The 18057-nt window shown below is 74.6% G+C and carries 14 protein-coding genes and 1 pseudogene; 9 read left to right on the top strand and 6 right to left on the bottom strand.

Translation table 11 applies throughout. The annotated features are described in order from the left end of the window. Window positions 1–128: 128 nt before the first annotated feature. The 4 genes from ACIQ9P_RS14965 to ACIQ9P_RS14950 all read right to left on the bottom strand — a co-directional run bounded on the left by ACIQ9P_RS14965 (window position 129) and on the right by ACIQ9P_RS14950 (window position 3141). Window positions 129–728, bottom strand: coding sequence for a nucleoside triphosphate pyrophosphatase (locus ACIQ9P_RS14965; RefSeq protein ID WP_402355051.1), 600 nt, complete (start codon window positions 726–728; stop codon window positions 129–131). A 44-nt stretch (window positions 729–772) separates the two neighbouring features. Next, complete coding sequence (gene mmpB / locus ACIQ9P_RS14960) at window positions 773–898, bottom strand: morphogenic membrane protein MmpB (protein ID WP_255360215.1); 126 nt, start codon at window positions 896–898, stop codon at window positions 773–775. A 396-nt stretch (window positions 899–1294) separates the two neighbouring features. Beyond that, entirely contained in the window at window positions 1295–1516 is a 222-nt protein-coding gene (locus ACIQ9P_RS14955; protein ID WP_402355050.1) for an acyl-CoA carboxylase subunit epsilon, read from the bottom strand. 35 nt (window positions 1517–1551) lie between these two features. Next, entirely contained in the window at window positions 1552–3141 is a 1590-nt protein-coding gene (locus ACIQ9P_RS14950) for an acyl-CoA carboxylase subunit beta (protein ID WP_402355048.1), read from the bottom strand. A gap of 242 nt (window positions 3142–3383) precedes the next feature. On the opposite strand from ACIQ9P_RS14950, the gene ACIQ9P_RS14945 reads away from it, so the two are divergent. The 9 genes and pseudogenes from ACIQ9P_RS14945 (at window position 3384) to ACIQ9P_RS14905 (ending at window position 16650) form a co-directional block, all read left to right on the top strand. Further along, on the top strand, window positions 3384–4283 hold the full coding sequence (locus tag ACIQ9P_RS14945; RefSeq protein WP_402355046.1) for a biotin--[acetyl-CoA-carboxylase] ligase: 900 nt from the start codon (window positions 3384–3386) through the stop codon (window positions 4281–4283). Window positions 4284–4559: 276 nt separating this feature from the next. Continuing rightward, window positions 4560–5711, top strand: a complete 1152-nt coding sequence (locus tag ACIQ9P_RS14940; protein ID WP_402355044.1) for an adenylate/guanylate cyclase domain-containing protein — start codon at window positions 4560–4562, stop codon at window positions 5709–5711. 601 nt (window positions 5712–6312) lie between these two features. After that, window positions 6313–7470: pseudogene (locus ACIQ9P_RS14935) on the top strand (diguanylate cyclase domain-containing protein); the annotation flags it as partial. Between the two features lie 896 nt (window positions 7471–8366). Continuing rightward, window positions 8367–9149: a hypothetical protein gene (locus tag ACIQ9P_RS14930; protein ID WP_402355042.1), complete on the top strand. Its 783-nt coding sequence runs from the start codon at window positions 8367–8369 to the stop codon at window positions 9147–9149. Window positions 9150–9400: 251 nt separating this feature from the next. Next, window positions 9401–11431, top strand: a complete 2031-nt coding sequence (locus ACIQ9P_RS14925; protein ID WP_402355040.1) for a hypothetical protein — start codon at window positions 9401–9403, stop codon at window positions 11429–11431. Then, on the top strand, window positions 11428–13263 hold the full coding sequence (locus tag ACIQ9P_RS14920; protein WP_402355038.1) for a hypothetical protein: 1836 nt from the start codon (window positions 11428–11430) through the stop codon (window positions 13261–13263). Before ACIQ9P_RS14925 ends, ACIQ9P_RS14920 begins: the two co-directional genes overlap by 4 nt. A 57-nt stretch (window positions 13264–13320) precedes the next feature. Further along, the gene (locus ACIQ9P_RS14915) at window positions 13321–14001 is read left to right on the top strand and encodes a VWA domain-containing protein (RefSeq protein WP_402355036.1); all 681 of its coding nucleotides are present in this window, start codon (window positions 13321–13323) and stop codon (window positions 13999–14001) included. A 1-nt stretch (window position 14002) separates the two neighbouring features. After that, window positions 14003–15058 (top strand): protein phosphatase 2C domain-containing protein, encoded by a 1056-nt coding sequence (locus ACIQ9P_RS14910; RefSeq protein WP_402355034.1) that lies wholly within the window; start codon window positions 14003–14005, stop codon window positions 15056–15058. After that, window positions 15055–16650 carry a hypothetical protein gene (locus tag ACIQ9P_RS14905; RefSeq protein ID WP_402355032.1) on the top strand — a complete coding sequence of 532 codons (1596 nt, stop codon included), beginning with the start codon at window positions 15055–15057 and terminating at the stop codon, window positions 16648–16650. Before ACIQ9P_RS14910 ends, ACIQ9P_RS14905 begins: the two co-directional genes overlap by 4 nt. A gap of 20 nt (window positions 16651–16670) precedes the next feature. Here the strand turns inward: ACIQ9P_RS14905 and ACIQ9P_RS14900 are convergent, their stop codons facing one another. Both ACIQ9P_RS14900 and ACIQ9P_RS14895 read right to left on the bottom strand, forming a co-directional pair. Then, on the bottom strand, window positions 16671–17399 hold the full coding sequence (locus ACIQ9P_RS14900) for a Crp/Fnr family transcriptional regulator (protein ID WP_402355030.1): 729 nt from the start codon (window positions 17397–17399) through the stop codon (window positions 16671–16673). 5 nt (window positions 17400–17404) lie between these two features. Further along, window positions 17405–17896 carry a Pycsar system effector family protein gene (locus tag ACIQ9P_RS14895; RefSeq protein WP_402355028.1) on the bottom strand — a complete coding sequence of 164 codons (492 nt, stop codon included), beginning with the start codon at window positions 17894–17896 and terminating at the stop codon, window positions 17405–17407. Between the last annotated feature and the right edge of the window lie 161 nt (window positions 17897–18057).

Genomic DNA, 18057 nt, shown 5'->3' with positions numbered 1-18057 from the left:
GGGCCCGGGTGGGTGCGGGCCTGTGGGCGCCGCGGGTTCGTCGCACGGGCTTCTTGCGCGGGTGCGGGTCCGTCGGCGGACGCGGGTCCGTGGCGAGGGTCCGTCGAGCGGGTCCCTCCGTCGGTCTGTCAGACCCAGAGATCGGTGATCCGCACACCGAGTTCGGCGAGCAGTCCGCGCAGCAGCGGCAGCGAGAGCCCGATGACATTGCCCGGGTCGCCGTCGATGCCCTCGACGAACGGGGCCGAGCGGCCGTCCAGGGTGAACGCGCCGGCCACGTGCAGCGGTTCGCCGGTCGCGATGTACGCGGCGACCTCGGCGTCGTCCGGGGTGCCGAAGCGGACGGTGGTGGAGGCGGTGGCGGAGACCTGCCGGCCGGTGGTGGTGTCGATCACGCAGTGGCCGGTGCGCAGCACGCCGGCCCGGCCGCGCATGGCCTGCCAGCGGGCCAGCGCCTCGGTCTCGTCGGCGGGCTTGCCGAGGGCCTGGCCGTCCAGCTCCAGCACCGAGTCGCAGCCGATCACCAGTTCGCCCTCGGTGAGGGTGGCGGCGACGGCCTTGGCCTTGGCCTCGGCGAGCACCAGGGCGAGTTCGGCGGGGGTGGCGGCGCTGAGGGCGTCCTCGTCGACGCCGCTCACCACCACGCGCGGGTCGAGGCCCGCCTGGCGCAGCAGTCCGAGCCGGGCGGGGGAGGCGGAGGCGAGCACGAGGGAGCGACGGTCGGTCATGCCACCAGGGTAGAGGGCGGCCCGGGGCGGTCGTCCGACGGTCGTCAGACCATCAGCAGGACGGCGATCACCAGGGCGAGGACGGCGAGCACATGACCGGCCCGGTGCAGCCGCCGCTGCATGCGCCGGGCTTCCGGGGAGGGCTCGTCGCGGGGGTCTGACCAGAGCATCGGTCCAGGGTGCGCCTCCGGGCCGGTGGGGCGCCTGAGTACGCGTACTCAGCTTTCGGGGCAATCCGGGCTTCGCGGGTGCTCCGGCCGCCGCATTCTGCAAAGCAGCCACTTTGCAGAATGCGGATGCCGCGTCGGGCCGCCCGCACCGCCGCCGGTGCGGGCGGCCCGACGCGGTCCGGTGCGTCCCGGGCGGGTGGACGGGGCGGCGAGTGGGTGGGCAGGCATTTTGCAAAGTGCCCACTTTGCAAAATGCCGCACGTACCTGCACCCGCGTCCGTACCCGCATGCGGACACGGACACGGACACGGGCACGGACACGGAGCCGGAGCCGGAAGAGGCCGCTCGGCACCGCGCGAAGCGGTGCCGAGCGGCCGGAGCGTACGTGGGTACCGGTTAGCCGGCCCAGCCGGAGGTGCGCCAGGCGTTGGCGCCCGGGCGTGGGGTCGCGCGCAGCCGGCGCGCGCGGTCGTTCCAGGCGGAGTCCGGGCCGGCGCCCGCGCGGCGGGCCGCCTCGGCGGCGGCCTGCGCGGCGGCGGCCCGGGACTGGACCACCGCCAGGACGGTGGCCAGCTCCTCGGGGGTCGGCTGCCCGTGCAGCACATGGATCGGGGCCATGCTCAATCCTCTCGCGATCCTCCTGCGAGGAGCCACTACAGCGGAATGTTGCCGTGCTTCTTCGGGGGCAGCACCTCGCGCTTGCCGCGCAGCGCGCGCAGGCCGCGGACGATGTGCCGGCGGGTCTCGCTCGGCGCGATGACCGCGTCCACATAGCCGCGCTCGGCGGCCAGGTACGGGTTGAGCAGGGTGTCCTCGTAGGAGGCGATCAGTTCGGCCCGCTTCTCGTCGGCGAGACCGGCCGCCTCGGCCTCGGCGATCTCCCGCCGGTGCAGGATGTTGACCGCGCCCTGCGCGCCCATCACGGCGATCTGCGCGGTCGGCCAGGCCAGGTTGAGGTCGGCGCCGAGGTGCTTGGAGCCCATGACGTCGTACGCGCCGCCGAACGCCTTGCGGGTGATCACGGTGATCAGCGGCACGGTCGCCTCGGCGTAGGCGTAGATCAGCTTGGCGCCGCGGCGGATGATGCCGTCCCACTCCTGCTCGGTGCCGGGCAGGAAGCCGGGCACGTCGACGAAGGTGATGACCGGGATGTTGAACGAGTCGCAGGTGCGGATGAACCGCGCGGCCTTCTCGCTGGCGGCGATGTCCAGGCAGCCCGCCAGGTCCATCGGCTGGTTGCCGACGATGCCGACCGGGTGGCCCTCGACCCGGCCGAAGCCGGTGATGATGTTGCCGGCGTAGAGCGGCTGGGTCTCCAGGAACTCGCCGTCGTCGAGGACGTGCTCGATCACCTGGTGCATGTCGTACGGCTGGTTCGCCGAGTCCGGCACCAGGGTGTCGAGTTCGAGGTCCTCGTCGGTGACGGCCAGGTCCGCCTCCTCGGGGAAGGCGGGCGGGTCGGAGAGGTTGTTGGAGGGCAGGTACGAGAGCAGGCTCTTGACGTACTCGATCGCCTCCTTCTCGTCCGCCGCCAGGTAGTGCGCGTTGCCGGACTTGGTGTTGTGGGTGCGCGCGCCGCCCAGTTCCTCCATGGCGACGTCCTCGCCGGTGACGGTCTTGATCACGTCGGGGCCGGTGATGAACATGTGCGAGGTCCGGTCGGCCATCACCACGAAGTCGGTGATCGCGGGGGAGTAGACCGCGCCGCCCGCGCAGGGACCCATGATCAGCGAGATCTGCGGGATCACTCCGGAGGCGTGCACGTTGCGGCGGAAGATCTCGCCGTAAAGGCCGAGCGAGACGACGCCCTCCTGGATCCGGGCGCCACCGGAGTCGTTGATGCCGATGACCGGGCAGCCGGTCTTCAGCGCGAAGTCCATGACCTTGACGATCTTCTCGCCGAAGACCTCGCCGAGCGAGCCGCCGAAGACCGTGAAGTCCTGGGCGAACACCGCGACCTGACGACCGTCCACGGTGCCGTAGCCGGTGACCACGCCGTCGCCGTACGGCCGGTTCTTCTCCTGGCCGAAGTTGATCGAGCGGTGGCGGGCGAACTCGTCGAACTCGACGAACGAGTCCTCGTCCAGCAGCTCCACGACGCGCTCGCGGGCCGTCAGCTTGCCCTTGGCGTGCTGCTTCTCGACCGCCTTGGCGGAGCCGGAGTGCACCGCCTCGTCGATCCTTCGCCGGAGGTCGGCGAGCTTGCCGGCGGTGGTGTGCGGGTCGTGCGACGCCTCGGTCATTCCGGTGGCTCTCCCTGATCCTGGGCCGCGACCTGTTTTCGGTGGCGCGGGCCGGGTGGGGGCGGCGCGGACGAGGGGTGCAGGGCGGCACAACGAACTACCGTTGGGTAGCGTAGCCAGCGCGGAGGGCCGACGTAATGTCCGGCCGTTATGGCCAGCGCCACAGTGTCGCCGGTGCCCGTTCCGGGAGACGATGGGACGGCGTACGGCCTCCCGGCCGCTGTCGCCCTAGGGTGGGCCGCATGACCTCCGACTCCCCCCGCCGCAGCGGACTGCGCGGCCTCGGCCACGCCGGACCGTCGCCCTGGACCGACCTGGACCGCCCGCCGCTGGACGCCGCCACGCTCCGCCGGGACCTGGTGCGCCCCGGTGGGCTCTGGACCTCGCTGGACGTCGTCGAGGAGACCGGTTCCACCAACACCGACCTCGCCGCCCGGGCCCGCGCCGGCGCCCCGCAGGGCGCGGTGCTGATCGCCGAGTCGCAGAACTCCGGCCGCGGTCGGCTGGAGCGGCAGTGGACCGCGCCCGCCCGCTCCGGTCTCTTCCTCTCCCTCCTGCTTCGCCCGGACGAGGTACCCGTCGAACGGTACGGCTGGTTGCCGATCCTGGTCGGCGTCGCCGCCGCGAGCACCCTGAGCCGGGTCGCCGAGGTCGAGGTCGGCCTGAAGTGGCCGAACGACCTCCAGGTGGAGGTCGACGGCGCCGAGCGCAAGATCGGAGGCATCCTCACCGAGCTGGGCGGTGGCGCGGTGGTCGCGGGCCTGGGGCTCAACGTGTCGCTGCGGGCCGCCGAACTGCCCGTCCCCACCGCCGCCTCGCTCGCCCTGGCCGGCGCCGCCGTCACCGACCGGACCACCCTGCTGCGCGCGCTGCTGCGCGACTTCGCCGAGCTGTACGGGGAGTGGACGGCCGCCGGCGGGGACCCGCACACCAGCGGCCTGCTGCGCGCGTACGCGCAGCGCTGCACCACGCTCGGCCGGCCGGTGAAGGTGCTGCTGCCCGGCGACAGCGAACTGAGCGGCGAGGCGGTCGCGGTGGACGGGGCCGGGCGGCTGGTCGTCCGCACCCCGGACGGGGGCCGGCGGGCGGTCGGCGCGGGGGACGTCGTCCACGTGCGCCCGGAGCCGCGCGACGGCCGGTAGTACGGCTGGCCCTGCCGGTGCGGGGCGGTACCGGCCGGGGCGTGCGCCGGACCCCGCGCCGGACCCCGCGCCGGGCGGGTCGCGCGCCGTGCGCCGGGCGGGTCACCGTGCCTCTCCTTACCTCCCCTTGACTCGGGCGGATGCCCCGGATCGCGCGATTCCGTGCGAACATTCCACCTGGCAGCAGTGTGAGGCGCGCCACTGCCCGAACGGAGGCGGCCGCGCCCGCACTGGCACGACACGAGGCGAGTGCGGCGACCGCACGGGGACGGACCGGTGGCAGAGGACGGCAGCAACGGCGGCGGCCACGGCGCCGACGGCAACGGCGCCCCGGCGGGCTCCGACGACCAGACCGTCGCCCTCGACCTCGAACGCCTGATCCTGGACGCGCCCCGCCGCTACACCCCGTACCAGGCCGCGCGGGCCGCCGACGTCCCGATGGAACTGGCCACCCGCTTCTGGCGGGCGATGGGCTTCCCGGACATCGGCCAGTCCCGGGCGCTGACCGACGGCGACGTGATCGCGCTGCGGCGCCTGGCCGGCCTGGTCGAGTCGGGCCTGCTGAGCGAGTCGATGGCGATCCAGGTGGCCCGGTCCACCGGACAGACCACGGCCCGGCTCGCGGGCTGGCAGATGGACACCTTCCTGGAGAACCTCACCCAGTCCGTCGAACCCGGTCTGACCCGGGCCGATGTCGCCTACCCGCTGGTCGAGCTGCTGCTGCCGGAGCTGGAGCAGTTCCTGGTGTACGTCTGGCGGCGGCAGCTGGCCGCCGTCACCGGCCGGGTGGTGCAGGCCGCCGAGGACAACGAGATCACCAGCGGCCGGCTCGCGGTGGGCTTCGCCGACCTGGTCGGCTTCACCCGGCTGTCCCGGCGGCTGGAGGAGGAGGAGCTCGGCGAGCTGGTCGAGACCTTCGAGAACACCTGTTCCGATCTGATCGTCGGGCGTGGCGGCCGGGTGATCAAGACGCTCGGTGACGAGATCCTCTTCGTCTCCGAGGACCCGGTGATCGCCGCCGGGATCGCGCTCAGCCTGGTCGAGGCCCTGGCCGAGGACGACACCATCCCGGCACTGCGGGTCGGGATGGCCTTCGGCACGGTCACCTCGCGGATGGGCGACGTGTTCGGCACCACGGTCAACCTGGCCAGCCGGCTCACGTCGATCGCGCCCAAGGACGCGGTGCTGATCGACGGCGAGTTCGCGGGCGCGCTGGAGCAGTACGGCAGTGTCGCGCTGGCCGGGGAGGACGCGTCCGGGCTGGCGGACGCCCTGTCGGTGGCCGCGGGGCTGCCGCCCGGCGGGCATTCCGGGCCGCTGCCGGAGGCGGGGCACCGGTTCAATCTGCAGCCGATGTGGCGCCGCCCGGTGCGGGGGCTCGGGCTGGTCGAGCCGTGGCTGCTCTCCCGGCGGTCGTACGGCGAGTAGCGCGCGGCCGGGGCGGGCCGGAGGGCCGTCCGGAGCCGTCCGGCCGAAGCCCTGCCACTGATCCGCCACCGCGTTGCCGCCGCACCGCCACCGCTTCCGTCGCCGCCCCGCGGGTGCCCGTCGCCGCCCCGTCGCCGCCCCGTCGCCGTCCGCCGGTCGGCCCGCCGCGCCACGCCGAACGGTTGAAGGCCGCCCGGTCCGGCGAATCCCGGCCCCGAAACGGGGCATAACCGAACGAAACCGCCATAGTCTTGGTGCAGGCGCTCCGGTCCGGGCGGCCGGAGTAGCGGACCGTCGGGCGGGTAACCGATGTCGGACGGGTAGGACGGGTAGGACCTTCGGGAGCCTTCGGTGGTCAGGCCGGCACGGACGGTGCGGGTGCGGCGGTCCTCCGCCGACCACCAGTGGGTCCGGGCACAGGGAGCGAGGCGAACCGGTGAGCAGTGAGGCGATCATGACGGACCGCGACTGCGACCGGACGCCGGCGCGGCAGCCGGCGGCCCCCGATCCGGCGGCGCCCGTTCCGGCGGTGCCCCGGACCCCCGTCGGCGGTGCGGCCACCGACGCCCGGTTGGCGGCCGTGGTCGAGCTCGCCCAGGACATGGCGGGGGCGCTCACCCCGCTGGAGGCCGTCCGGGCCGCCGCCGCGCGGGCCACCGGGGCGCTGGACGCCGCCATGGCCGCCGTCTCGGTCTGGGACCGGGAGTCCGGTCGGCTGAGGGTCCTGGTCAACCACGGCGAGCTCTCCCCGGGGGAGGAGGAGCTGCCCGAGGACGAGTCCTACCCGGTCGCGGACTTCCCCGAGATCGTCACCTATCTGGAGGAGCGCTGGACCACCGGGCGGCTGCCGCGCGCCTGGGTGCAGTCCGCCGACAACTCCCAGCCGCACGCCGGACACGCCCACCCGACCGCCGGCGCGTACTGCCAGGAACGCGCCGCCGCGCTGCGCCGCCGCGGCCGGGCCTGCTGCGTGGTCGCGCCGATCGTGCTGCACGGGCAGGCGTGGGGCGAGCTCTACCTGGCCCGGACGGCCGGGTCGGCGGAGTTCACCGAGGCGGACGCCGACTACGCGACCCTGCTGGCCGCCCAGATCTCGGCCGGTCTCGCCCAGACCGAGCGCCTCGCCGACCTGCGCAAGCTCGCCTTCTCCGATCCGCTCACCGGCCTCGCCAACCGGCGCGCGGTGGACGCCCGGCTGGACAGCGCGCTGGCCGCCCACAACCGGGACAACACCGTGGTCTCCCTGGTGGTCTGCGACGTCAACGGCCTCAAGCGGGTCAACGACCAGCTCGGGCACGAGGTGGGCGACCGACTGCTGGAACGCTTCGCCCACCAGCTGTCCCTGGCCGCCGCGAAGCTCCCCGGGAGCCTCGCGGCCCGGCTCGGCGGCGACGAGTTCTGTCTGCTCGTCGAGGGCCGCAAGGCGGACGAGGTGGTCGCCGTCGCGGAGGAGCTGTGCGCGCGGGCGCTGGCCCTGGCCGATGGCGAGGGCGTCGCCTGCGGGGTCGCCTCCACCGGGGACTCGATCGGCCCCGTCACCACCCCCGACCGGCTCTTCCGGCTCGCCGACGCCGCCCAGTACCGGGCCAAGGCCGCCCGCGCCGCGCACCCGGTGGTCGCCGGCCGCAGCCACGGGCCCGGTTTCGCCCCCGACCCGACGGTGATGCTCGCCGACGCCGCCGACCCGCAGTACCGGACCGACGGGCGCCCCCGGTCCGGCGGCCGGTCGGGCACCGGCGACCGCCGCCGGTTCCGCGGCGCCGCGCACAGCGCCGATCCCGGGCAACTGCTCACCTCGGTGCTCGCCGCGCTCGACCGGCAGGGCGCCGCCCGCGCCGTCCACCCGGCCGACACCATGGGCAAGCTCGCCGTCGTCGCCGAGACCGCGGCCCGGCTGCTGGACGCGGTCGGCTGGTGGATCTCCTACGTGCCGCCCGGCTCGCAGCTGATGCACACCGCGCGGCACGCCGTCTACCGGATGACCAGCGGGCCGAGCAGCACCCGGGCGGAGACCCAGCGTGCCCAGATCGAGGCGCCGGACGCCGTCTTCGACCTCCGCCACTACCCGCTGACCCGGACCGCCGTGCGCGGCGGCGCCTTCGCGCTGCGCGCCGGGGCGGCGGGCAACGACCCGGCGGAGGAGGCCATGCTGGTGGTCTCCGGCTACCGCGGCATGGTCGCGGCCGGCGGCCAGAACCCGGCGGGCGGCTGGCTCCTCGAACTCTTCGCCGACGACGCGACCCTCCCGCTCGGGCAGGTCACCTCGGCCCTCCGGGCCCTCGTCGCGGTCGCCCTGGCCGGCCCCGCCTCCCCGCCGGCGGCCTGACCCGGCGACCCGGCCCGGGAGCCGAAGCCGGTGGACCGGTGGACCGGTGGAGGAGCGGACCGGCCCCGCACCCGCTCCCGGGCCGGGTCGAGCGGGCCCCGTTGAGCGCGGTCCGTTCGGGTACGTGCGGCCGAGCGGTCGGATAACGATCCGGACAAGGCCCCGGCCGCTCTCCGGCACGCTTCGTAGCCTTGCTCCCGCTTGCGGTGACCACCCTGGGGGGCGGGGGTCTGCCGTTGTCGCGCTGTGCGCCATCTGGCGTAGAGGCCCGCCCCGGAGTGGCGTACCACAGAGCTACTGGAAACCGTGCGGAGCCCGGAGGGGGCGCAATGGCGTTGGCCGCCGTGCATCACTGGATCGTGGTGCTCGACATCGAGGACTTCAGCTCCCGGCCCGATCCGATCCAGCGGTCACTGCGGCGGGCGATGTACGAGGTCCTTCGCGAGGCCCTGGAACAGGCGGGCATACCGGCCGCGGCGGTGACCACCGAGGACCGGGGCGACGGCGTCCTGATCCTGGTCGGGGCGAGGGTCCCGCCGGTACTGCTGGCCGGTCAGCTGCTGCGGGCACTGGACGACGGACTCCGGGAGAAGACCGCGTTCTTCAGCGCCGCCCACGCGATGCGGTTCCGGGTCGCCCTGCACCAGGGGGTGGTGGGCCGCGATGCCGATGGCTGGTCCGGTGACGCGGTGAACCGGGCCTTCCGGCTGGTCGACGCGCAGCCCCTGCGCTTGGTGCTGGCGGCGGCCGAGCGGGCGCGGCTGGTGTTCATCGTCTCGGACGAGGTCCACCAGGGGGTGATCAGGCACGACCACCGGACGATCGACCCGGCGGCGTATCTGCCGGTCGATTTCGAGGCCAAGCACGGGGTGGCGCTGCGGGGCTGGATCACCGTCCCCGGCTACCCGTCCCCACCGGGCCTGGACGCCCCGTTCGAGGAGCCGGTCGTGCGCGCGCCGCACGTCGCCGGTGCCGCCGGGGGCGACCGGAGCGCCCCGTCCACGGCCGGCTCGGTGCCGTCGGTGGTGTTCCACGCGGGCGTCGTGCGCGGGGACCAGGTGGCGGGCGACAAGCACGTCCACCACGCGCCGGGCCGTCAGGACCGTCGATGACGACGCCCGGGCCGGTGGGGCCGGCGGCGCCCACGGGGGGCGCAGCCGGCGCCGGGGGAGCGGGTCCGGCGGTTCCCGGGGCAGCCCCGGGCGCGGCCGGGCCGGGGGGAGGCCCGCCGCCGGCCGGCCCACCCGCCGACGGCGGGCCGGCCGGCGGCGGCGAGGGCGCGGGCACGGGGGACGGCGGCTCGTCCGGGCGTGGCGGGGAGGGCCGGGAGGCGGCCGCGGCCACCGGTTTCGCCGAGGGCGCGGTGCGGCACGACACCGTCCGGCACGCGATCGCCAGCATCGACGGCGACATGGTGGCGGGCGACAAGAACGTGTTCCTGGTGGGCGGTGCCAAGGAGCCGTTGCGCCTGGTCTCGCCGCTGGTGCTGGAACGGGTGCGGGGCGCGTTCGAGGAGCCCGCGAAGTGGGCGGAGACCCGCGCCGCGTTCGGCACCCAGCACGTGGCGGTGCTGCGCGCCCCGGCCGGGACGGGGAAGACGACGGCCGCGCTGCGACTGCTGCTCGGCTGCTCCGTCACCCGGATCTTCCACCTGGACCGGAACACCGACCTCGGCGCGCTCGCGGCCCGGTTGGAGGCCACGGCGGTCGAGGGCACCGCGGATCGCGCCGGCTTCCTGGTGGATCAGCCGGTCGACGCCGGGGCCCTGCGCGGCCGGGTCCTGGAGGGCTTGCAGGGGGCGCTCTACCGGACCGGGGCCCGGCTGGTCCTGACCGTCGACCAGGACTTCGGGCTCCTGGACGCCGACCTCCTGGACTACGTGCTGGAACTGCCGGAGGCGCCGACGCGGCGGGGGATCGTCCGGCGCTACCTGGACTGGCGGCTCGGCGATGGCGCCAGTTCGCTGCTCATGGCCCGGGCCGAGGTGGCGGCCCTGCTCGACGAGCGCCTCACCGCCGACTCGTCCTGCAAGGCGGCGGCGGACCTGGCCTCGGCCCTGGGGGACGCGGCCGAGGCCGCGCCGTCGGGCGGTCCCGACCTCGGTTCGGTCCGGGAGCGGCTGGCGAGGCGCGGGGCCGAGGACTTCGATATCTGGTCGGAAGGTCTCGACGACCCCTTCGTCCGCAGCTACGCGGTGGCGCTCGCGGTGCTCAACGGGCTGCCGCAGGAGGACGTCGCCGACGCCGCCAGGTCCCTGTACGGGCGCCTGGCCACGACGGACTACACCGTCCTGGCCGCCGCCGACGGCCGGGTGCCGAGGCTGCGCGAGCCCTACGAGGTACCGCGCCGGCGCCGGCTGGCCCAGCTCAGGGCGCAGACCGTGCCGGTGCTGTTCTTCAGCGCCCTCGGCCGGGTGCCCGCCGAGGGCCTGCAGTTCAAGGACCCGGGTTATCCGCGCAAGGTGATCACGTACGTCTGGACGGAGTACCCGCTGCAGTCCGTACTCCTGGAGTGGCTCGGTGAGCTGACCGGCGACCCGTCCCCGCAGGTGCGCGCCCATGCCGGGGTGGCCCTGGGTGTGCTCGCGGACCTCTCCTTCCAGTACCTCTCCGCCCGGGTCTTCCACCCCTGGGCCGGCGGCCCGGACCCGCTGCGGCGCGACGCCGTGGCGTACGCGCTGTCGGTCAGTGCCAAGAACCCGGTGCTGCGGGGCATGGTCACCGCTCTGGCCGCCGGCTGGATCGCCGACCCGGGCAAGCCGATGGCCCAGGCCACCGCGGCCCGGGTGTACGCGGTCAGCCTGGGCGGTTCCGAACCGCTGGCCGCCGTCGACGCGCTCGTCCGGCTGGCGGTCGTGGACCACGTCCAGGTGGCGATGGCGATCGGGAACAGCCTGGTGGACATCCTCGCCGAGGCGGAACCGCTGACCGGTTTGGTACTGGCCCGGCTCTGCTCGGAGCTGGCCGACCACCGGGCCCGGCCCTCCGTCCTGCTGGCCTTCCTGGCCGTCGCGGCCCAGCTGGTGGTCGAGACGGCCGATCTCGGGGTGACGGCCGCCGTGCCGAACTGGCCCGCCCTGCTGGTGTCGGCGGACCAGGACCCGGCCCTGCGGCCCCGGTTCGTGCTCCTGTGGCGCGCCGCGCTGAACGAGGCCGTCTACCGGGTGGAGGCGGAGGACGTCCTGCGGGTCTGGGCGAGCCTGGCCGAGGCCGACCCCGGGCTGCGGGAGGTCTTCCTCCGCCTGGTCGCCGCGCTGGTCCACGACGATCCGCGGACCGCGACCGTGCTTCGCCGGCAGGCGGCGGACTGGACCGCGCCGTACACACCCACCCCACTGCCGCGCACCGCCGCCGCGGTCGTGGCCGAGCTGGAACGACAGGAGAGCCCCTCATGACGCCGCCGACGCTGCCGCTGATCCTGAGCGAGGAACCGGTCCCGCGGGGCCAGCTGGCCCCGGTGAAGCCATCGCGGCCGAGCACTGCGGCGGTCTACGCCACGGTCGGCGGGGAACTGGCCTGCTTCGACGGCCGCCCGCTGTCCTGGACCCGGCAGGTCTTCTCGCGCTACCGCACCCGCTACGAGGTCGACCTCGGCGACCACCGGAGGACGGCGAGGCTGGAGAGCTGGCCGCTGCCCTCCTCGGACCAGGTGCACCGGTTCGAGGCCACGGTCGACGTGGGCTTCCGGGTCCACGACCCGGTCGAGGTCGTCCGGAGGAACGTCAAGGACGCGCTGATCGTCGTCTACGGGCACATCGCCGCCGTCCTGCGGACCCAGGCCCGGGGGTTCGCGATCGACGAAGCGGCGCGGGCCGAGGCGTACATGAACCACGAGTGCGCGGCCGGGATGGTGCTGGCCGAGGGCATCACCGTCTATCGCTGCGTGGTGGAACTGCACCCGGACTCCGCCGCGCGCGGCTATGTGGAGAGCCTCGTCGCGGCCGGCCGGCAACTGCGGCTCGGTACCGCGGCCCATACCGCCGCGGTGGCCGAGGCCCGCAGCAGGAAGGTGCTCGAGGACCTGGAGCAGGAGGCCCGGCTGCGCCGGGAGAAGGCCGAGCAGGAGGCCCGGCTGGAGCTGGAGAAGGCGCGGAGCGCGGCCCTCGGCACGACGACCTTCGACTTCGAGGGGCTGATCAGGCGGCATCTGCTGATGCACCCGGAGAGCACCGCGGAGGCGATCGAGATGCGGGGCCGTTGGGAGCTCGCGCTGGCCGGCCGCCAGGAGCAGTTCGACGAGCGCTCGGTGGAGGTCTTCAAGTTCATGGTCGCGAACGACCTGATCCAGCCGGCCGATGTGGAGGTGATCCGGCAACAGGCGCTGCACCGGGTCCAGGGGGCGTCCCTGCCGGGGGGCGGCTCGGCGCTGCCGCCGGTGTACTGGGGCGGCCGCGCGGCGACCCCGCCCGGGTTGCAGCCCGCCCCGCCGCCGCAGCCACAGCCGTCCCAGCCGCAGCCGTCCCAGCCGCAGCCGTCGGACGGTGCGTCCGGTCCGGGGACGCCGCTCCAGGGCACGGTCGTCACCGGGGGCGGGGGCGGGCCGGTCCCGGCGGGTGGGAACGACGGCGGGATCCTGCCGGTCTACCTGTTGGTCGACGAGTCCGCCGCCGTGGCGGGCTGCGTCACCGCGCTCAACAACGCGCTGCGCGCCCTGCACGCCGCGCTGCTCACCGCGGACGGCACGACCCGCGGGCTGCGGCTCTCCGTGCTCGGGAGCGCCGGGGACACCGTGGTCCACCTGGCGGCGACGGAGGTGGAGTGGACGACCCGGATGCCGGAACTGGCCGTGCGCGCCGGAGCCCGCCACGATCTCGCCTTCGACCGGCTGCGCGAGGTGATCCCCGCCGATGTCGCCACGCTGAAGTCCGAGCACGCGGTGGTGCGCCGGCCGGTCGTGTTCGCCCTGTTCGGCGGACCCTGCGACCCCGGGGCTCCCCGGGCGGAGGCCCTGCGGCGACTCACCGACCCGGCGGCCAACCCGCTGCACCCGACGATCGTGGCGGTGGGGATCGGGAGGGCCGACGAGGCCGAGATCACGGCGGCGGCGACCCGCCCCGAACTCGGCTTCGTCGCCGATCCCGGACTCGACCCGACGTCGGCGGCGGAGCGGTTCGCGTCGCTGCTCCAGGACACCGTGCTCCACCTCGGCCGCGGACTGGCGGCCGGTCGGCTCGACCTGCTCGTCGAGTGCCCGCCCGGACTGCGTCGCGTGGCCGCCGTCGGCTGACCGGCCGATTGCCGCCCGAAGGCGTCCGAACACCTTGGGAAACGAAAGGACTTCACGATGGCCGACAATCGCGGAAACCTCCTGCCGATGTATGTGATGGCGGACGAGTCCGGATCGATGTCCTCCTACCTCGGCGAGCTGAACACGGGGCTCTCCTCGCTGCACCGGGCCCTGCTGGGCGAGCCGATGGCGGCGGCGAAGGTCAGGTTCTCCGTACTCGGGTTCTCCAACGACGTGCAGGTGAGAATGCGGCTGGCCGACCTGCGGCAGGAGAACGAGCTGCCGGTCCTCTCCAGCTACGGCGGCGGGACGAGCTACCGGGCGGCCTTCCAGGAACTGCTGACCCGGATCCCGCAGGACATCGCGGAGCTGAAGCGCGACGGCTACACGGTCTACCGGCCGACCGTCTTCTTCCTGAGCGACGGTCAGCCCAGCGGCAACGAGGACTGGAACGGGGTGCACCGGCAGCTGACCGACCGGGCGGCCACCACGGGTGCGCCGAACATCGCGGCCTTCGGTATCGGCGAGGCCGACGCGGCCACGATCCTGAGTGTCGCGACCGACCGGAACTACGCGTTCGTGGCGATCCCCGGCGCTGACATCGGGGCGGCGATCACGAAGTTCTGCTCGGCACTGACGACCAGCATCGTGTCGTCGGGGCTGGCGCTCGCCTCCGGACAGGCCGAGCTGGTCGTCGACCGGCCGGAGGGTTTCCGCATGGCGATCGACGTGGTCTGACGTGGAACCCGACCAGGTCAATCCGGGGCTGCACTGCCCCACCACCGATTCCGTACCCGGTGCCGCCGTGGTACCGGCTGCCGACCCGGAGCCGCCGCGTCCGCCCGCTCCGACAGCCCCGGTCGGGACGGTCGGCCGGGACCGGGCGGATTCGGTGTACCGGGACGACAGCCGTGCGCGCTGGGAACCGATCGTCGTCGACCGCCCGGTGGTGTCGTTCGAACCGGCCCCGCCGTCGGGCCCGTCGTACCGGCCGGACACCGTGTTCGACGGCTGGTCCAGTGAGTACCTGACCGTTCGGCTGGCCTCCGTCCGGGGCTACGCCCACCGCTTCCACGGCCGGCCGCGCGAGGACGACGTCGCGGTGGCGCTGCACCGGCCGAGCGGCGCCCTGGTCTTCGCCGTCGCGGACGGGGTGTCGGCCGCCGAGCAGCCGCACATCGGCGCCACCCTCGCCTGCCGGGCGGCGGTCGACTTCGTCCTGGCGCAGTTGGACGTGGTGGGCGGTCCCGAGGAGGTGGCCTGGGAAACGCTCACGGACCACGCCGCCTGGCAGTTGGCCGAGCATGCCGCGCGGGTCCGCGGATTGCCGACGGCCGACGTGGCGCAGGCCGAGCGGCTGCTGGCCACCACCCTGCTGGCCGGGGCGGCCGTGCGGGCCCGGGACGGTCTGGACGTTACCTTGGTGCCGGTCGGCGACTCGGGTGCCTGGGTGCTGTCCGGGGGGCGTTTCACCGCTGTCCCCGGGGTGGCCCCGGCGGAGCGGGGGGACGTGGCCTCCGCCGCGGTGGTCGCGCTGCCGCGACGGCCCAGGAATGCCGTGGTGGTTCGCCACCAGCTCCTCCCGGACCAGGCGCTGCTGCTCGGTACGGACGGCTTCGCCGGCCCGTTCGGGGACGGGACCGGGAAGGTCGGCGAGCTGTTCGCCGAGCACTTGGCCGTCGTTCCCGAACCCCGGGCCCTCGCCCATCTGCTGGACTTCTCCCGGGAGACCTTCGACGACGACCGGACCCTGTTGGCGATCTGGTCGCGTGCGGTGCCGGGGGGTCCGGAGTGACCGGGGCCGTGCCCGGCGACCTGCTGCCGCGGGTCACCCGGCTCGGCCATGGCGGTCAGGGCACGGTCTGGGACCAGCCCGGCCTGCGGATCAACGACCGCTGGCCGGTCGTGTTCAAGGAGTACTCGGCCGAGTGCCGACGGGGGCTCGACGGTCCGGCGCTCGGGGCGATGGTGGACTTCGTCCCGGCGTTGCCCCCGGAAACGGGGCGTTGGCTGTGCGACCGGCTTGCCTGGCCGGTCGCCGCCGTGGTCGACGGCGGCGGGGACCCGCTCGGCTTCCTGATGCGGCGGGTCCCGGAGGAGTTCTTCCTGAGCTCGGAGGCTGTCGGGCTCCGCCCGGCCGGCTTCGAGTTCCTCCTCAACGACCAGGGCTACCTCGATCGGGTGGGCATCTCCGTCACGCCCGGTCAGCGGCTCCGGCTGGCGCTGGACTTCGCGGTGACGCTCGGCCGGCTGCACGCGCTCGGCCTCGTGGTCGGTGACCTGTCGCCGAAGAACGTGCTGTTCCGGCTGGAGCCGGAGCCCGGGTGCTTCCTGATCGACTGTGACTCCATGCGGCTGCGGGGCCGCGATGTGCTCGTCCAGCGGGAGACCCCGTCCTGGGAGGTGCCGGAGGGCGAGCAGCCGGCGACCGAGGCGTCCGACGCGCACAAGTTCGGGCTGCTGATGGTCCGTCTGCTCGCGGGGGAGCAGGACACCCGCGATCCCGGTGCCGCGGCCCGGGTCTCCGCGGAGTTGGGCGCGCTGGCCGGGGCGGCCCTGGACGCTCGCCCGGAAGTCCGCCCCGGGGTCGCTGCCTGGGAGGGACCGCTCCGACGGGCCGTCGACGCCGCTGTCGACCCGGAGCCCCCACCGGCCGTGGCGCGGCCGGGCCCGTCGGTCGTGCTTCCGACGGTTCGGCCCGCGCCGCCGAGCGGGCCCGGCCGGCAGGTCGGCCGTCCGGCACCCGGTCGGCCGGGACGGGTCCGGCGGCGTCTCCTCGTGCTGCTGGCGATCTCTCTGCTCGGGTACGGCGCGGTCAGGGTCGGCCCGGCTCTCGTCCGGGCCGACGCCGCCGCACCCGGGGCCGGGCGGTCCGCCGAGGTGGCGCCCGCGGCGGACTCAGGGGCGCAGGGCGCCGCCGCCGACCCGGCCCGCGGACAGGCGGCCGGGCTCGACGGACTGCTCGGCCGCAACGACGGGACCAGGCGGCAGGTCACCTCGGCCGTCGACGCGGTGGCGTCCTGTTCCGGCCCGGCTTCGGCGCGGTCCGCCGGGCGCACGCTGCGGACCGCCGCCGGTGAGCGGGACGAGCTGCTGCTCGCGCTGCGGTCGGCCGACCTGTCGGCCGTCCCCGGCGGTTCGCGGCTGGCGGACCGGTTACGGGACGCGTGGACGGCGTCGGCGCTGGCCGACCGGGCCTTCTCCCGCTGGGCGGACGGGGTGGCGGCCGACGGCTGTGCGGCCGGAGCGGTGCCGCGGGGCGCGGACTGGGACGAGGGGGTGCGGCAGAGCGCCGCGGCGACGGCGGCCAAACGCGCGTTCGTCGCCGACTGGAACCCGCTGGCCACGTCGTTCGGTCTGACCACCCGCGACGCCGACGCGATCTGATCGGGCCGGTCAGGGGCCGGTCAGGGGTCGGCCCCGGGGCGGGACGGAGCGACGGCCGGATCGTCGGCCGGATCGGCGCGGGCCAGTTGCTCCAGCTCGGCGAGGTCGTGGAGTTCGATCAGACAGCGACCGGTGCGCAGCCAACCGGCCTCCCGCCACTGCTCCAGCAGCCGGACGACAGTCCGCCGGGAGCTGAGGACGAGACCGGCCAGGTCGTCCTGGGAGAGCGCCAGGGTGATCCGCAGTGCTCCTCCGTCGGTCCGGTGGCCGTACTGTTCGGCCAGCTTCAGCAGCAGGCCGGCGAGCCGGGTCCGGACGTTCCCGGAACCGGTGTCCGTACGGTGCCGGTCCGCCTCGCGCAGTCGGCCGGACAGGACCTGCTGCAGCGCCCGTGCCACGGCGGGACGCGATTCCTTGAAGGTGCCGAACCGGCTCAGCGGGACGACCAGCGCCGTCACGTCGGTGAGCGCGTACACGCTCGCGGAGCGGGAGCCGCCGTCGAGGCCGGCCTGCTCGCCCACGAGGTCGCCCGGGCCGCGGATGGCCAGGATCGCCCGGTACCCCGTGTCGGACTCGACGACCACCTTGACGCAGCCGTGCCGCAGGACGAGGAGGTGGTCGGACCGGTCGTGCTGCTGGAGGATCGGGTCGCCGCGCGGAAATTCCACCAGCCGGCCCAGTCGCTCGATCTCGGTCCGCGCGGAGCCGTCGAGGAGCTGCCAGAAGGGAACGCGCCCGTCGGGAGCCATCGGTGTCAGCCCAGCAGTCCCGCCAGGGCGACCATGGCGCACCCCAGCACGGCGAGGACGAGGGACTGCCGGACCCGTTGGTGTTTGACCCAGACGATGCGGCTCATCTCGACCAGCTGCCAGGTGAGGACGGGGAGCAGATCGGACTCCTCCAGCCTGGTGGCGAGCCGGTCGGGGCTCCAGTGCCGCAGTTGGCCGTAGTAGACGAAGTTGGACGGTCCGGTCCGGGCGGAGGCGTCGCCGCGGGGGATCACGACCGACACCGCCGCGAGTGCCGCGCAGCCGAGCAGTGCGGCGCCGAGCCAGAACAGGGAGGCGGGGAGGGGGCCGGAGAGTCGGCCGAGGCGGACGCCGGCACCGGAGAGCGCGACGATCGCGCCGAGTGCCGCCGACTCGATGGTCAGGGCGAACGATGCCTTGGCGTCGACGCGTCCGGTCACCTCGGTCAACGAGGCGTGGATCTGCCAGGCGGTCCTGACCGCCTCTTCGTTCGACACAGGCTCCCCCCGGGCTGTCGGCAGAGCTGAACTCCCCGGCAGCCGCCCGGGGTCGGGCCCGAAACCGAGGGTCAGCATAGCGGGGCCCCGGCGGTCGGGACCGGCCGTCGGGCGGGGGAGTGTGGCGCTTCGGTGACCGGTTGGTCCCGAGCGGGTCGCGG

Origin of the sequence: Kitasatospora sp. NPDC094019 (assembly GCF_044764505.1) — a bacterium.
Lineage (GTDB): Bacteria > Actinomycetota > Actinomycetes > Streptomycetales > Streptomycetaceae > Kitasatospora.
Note: the sequence above shows the minus strand (reverse complement) of the source record. Positions and strands in the feature narration are given on the sequence as shown.

Coding starts and splice junctions, on each gene's coding strand:
- ACIQ9P_RS14965 (WP_402355051.1), bottom strand. CDS start 728: ATGACCGACCGTCGCTCCCTCGTGCTCGCCTCCGCCTCCCCCGCCCGG.
- mmpB (WP_255360215.1), bottom strand. CDS start 898: ATGCTCTGGTCAGACCCCCGCGACGAGCCCTCCCCGGAAGCCCGGCGC.
- ACIQ9P_RS14955 (WP_402355050.1), bottom strand. CDS start 1,516: ATGGCCCCGATCCATGTGCTGCACGGGCAGCCGACCCCCGAGGAGCTG.
- ACIQ9P_RS14950 (WP_402355048.1), bottom strand. CDS start 3,141: ATGACCGAGGCGTCGCACGACCCGCACACCACCGCCGGCAAGCTCGCC.
- ACIQ9P_RS14945 (WP_402355046.1), top strand. CDS start 3,384: ATGACCTCCGACTCCCCCCGCCGCAGCGGACTGCGCGGCCTCGGCCAC.
- ACIQ9P_RS14930 (WP_402355042.1), top strand. CDS start 8,367: ATGGCGTTGGCCGCCGTGCATCACTGGATCGTGGTGCTCGACATCGAG.
- ACIQ9P_RS14920 (WP_402355038.1), top strand. CDS start 11,428: ATGACGCCGCCGACGCTGCCGCTGATCCTGAGCGAGGAACCGGTCCCG.
- ACIQ9P_RS14915 (WP_402355036.1), top strand. CDS start 13,321: ATGGCCGACAATCGCGGAAACCTCCTGCCGATGTATGTGATGGCGGAC.
- ACIQ9P_RS14900 (WP_402355030.1), bottom strand. CDS start 17,399: ATGGCTCCCGACGGGCGCGTTCCCTTCTGGCAGCTCCTCGACGGCTCC.